Genomic DNA, 1,782 nt, shown 5'->3' with positions numbered 1-1,782 from the left:
GGCGCAGGCCCGTACCCCTGTCCGCTGAACAAGCCGTCGGGATCCCCCCCCGCTTCCCGCAGCGCACCCAGAATCAGCCCCCGCCCGCTGCGCGCACCGCCCATGGCCGCGTGCGACCGCCGGCACCGCAAGGCTGAAAACACATGATCGCGCACTGCGGCCCGGTCTTTTGATCCGGCAAACCGGCTCCGGCGTCCCCAGGAGGTCAAAGCCTTTTCCGCAGGCTCGCCCTCCAAAATCTGGTCAAGAACCTCAATGGCCGCCTGCAGGCGGGCGGCGGGGGTCATGCCCCTGCCCTTTGATTGCACGCGGCCATCATCCGCTTATCCTGCCCGGTAGTTCGGGGCTTCGCGGGTGATCTGCACATCATGCACATGGCTTTCTTTCAGCCCGGCGCCGGTAATGCGCACAAAATTGCAGTTCTTGCGCATCTCGTCCACGGTCGCACAGCCGGTATAGCCCATTGCGGCACGCAGACCGCCGACCAGCTGGTGAACAACCGGCCCGGCGCCGCCTTTGTAGGGGACCTGGCCTTCGATGCCTTCCGGCACCAGCTTGTCGCTGGCGGCATCTTTCTGGAAATACCGGTCCGCCGAGCCGCGCGCCATGGCGCCCATCGAGCCCATGCCGCGGTAGGATTTGAACGAGCGGCCCTGATACAGGATCACCTCACCCGGGGATTCATCCGTGCCGGCAATCATCGAACCGACCATGGCGCAGGACGCGCCTGCCGCAATCGCCTTGGCGAAATCGCCCGAGAACTTGATGCCGCCATCGGCGATCACCGGGATATCGCCTGCAGCGCTTGCGCAATCCATGATCGCGGTCAGCTGCGGCACGCCGACACCGGCCACCATGCGGGTGGTGCAGATCGAACCCGGGCCGATGCCAACCTTGACGGCATCCGCGCCTGCATCGATCAGCGCGCGGGTGGCTTCAGCGGTGGCCACGTTACCAGCGATAACCTGTACCGCGCCATACTGCGCCTTGATCCGCTTCACTGCGTCGATCACACCTGCCGAATGGCCATGGGCCGTATCCACAACAACGATATCAACACCAGCGTCAATCAGCGCCTCGGAGCGGGCAAAGCCGCTGTCGCCGACCGAGCTGGCAGCGGCAACCCGCAGGCGCCCCAGTTCATCCATGCAAGCGGTCGGATGCAACACGGCCTGTTCAGTGTCTTTGAGGGTCAGAAGCCCCGTCAGCCTGCCATCTTTGTCAGAGACCAGAAGTTTTTCGATCCGGCGCGCCTTCATCAGCGATTTGGCTTCTTCCAGGTCTGCCGGCTCCTGCAGCATCGCCAGGTTGTCAGAAGTCATCATCACCGACACCGGCGTGCTGTCATCAGAGGCAAAGCGCATATCGCGATTGGTGACGATACCGACAACACGGCCCGAACCATCCACTACCGGGAAGCCCGTCACCCGGTAACGTTCCTGCAGCGCCTTGGCATCCGCCAGGGTCTGGTCTGCAGTCAGAGTAATGGGGTTGTAAACGATGCCCGAGATAAAGCGTTTGACCCGGCGCACTTCGCGGGCCTGCTCTTCCACGTTCAGGTTTTTGTGAATAACCCCCATGCCGCCGGCCTGGGCCATGGCAATCGCCATGCGGGACTCGGTCACCGTATCCATGGCCGAGCTTAAAAGCGGGATGTTCAGCGACACTGACTGCGTCACCCGGGTGCGCGTGTCAGCGGTATTGGGCAGCACGCTCGACGCGCCTGGCACCAGTAGAACATCATCAAAGGTGAGAGCCTCACGAATCTGCATTGGTCATCCT

1 protein-coding gene and 1 pseudogene are annotated in these 1,782 nt (G+C 63.0%); both read right to left on the bottom strand.

Annotated elements, in window-relative coordinates:
• Positions 1–287 (bottom strand): annotated as a pseudogene (locus tag A2I95_RS35285) (RsmB/NOP family class I SAM-dependent RNA methyltransferase); the annotation flags it as partial.
• A 36-nt stretch (positions 288–323) separates the two neighbouring features.
• The gene (gene guaB, locus A2I95_RS35280; protein ID WP_027258887.1) at positions 324–1,772 is read right to left on the bottom strand and encodes an IMP dehydrogenase; all 1,449 of its coding nucleotides are present in this window, start codon (positions 1,770–1,772) and stop codon (positions 324–326) included.
• Between the last annotated feature and the right edge of the window lie 10 nt (positions 1,773–1,782).

Source organism: Leisingera sp. F5, assembly GCF_001593695.1.
This window is presented reverse-complemented; position numbering and strand designations above follow the sequence as displayed.

Excerpts from the sequence above, each read along its gene's own strand:
- guaB (WP_027258887.1), bottom strand. The coding sequence starts at position 1,772 with ATGCAGATTCGTGAGGCTCTCACCTTTGATGATGTTCTACTGGTGCCA.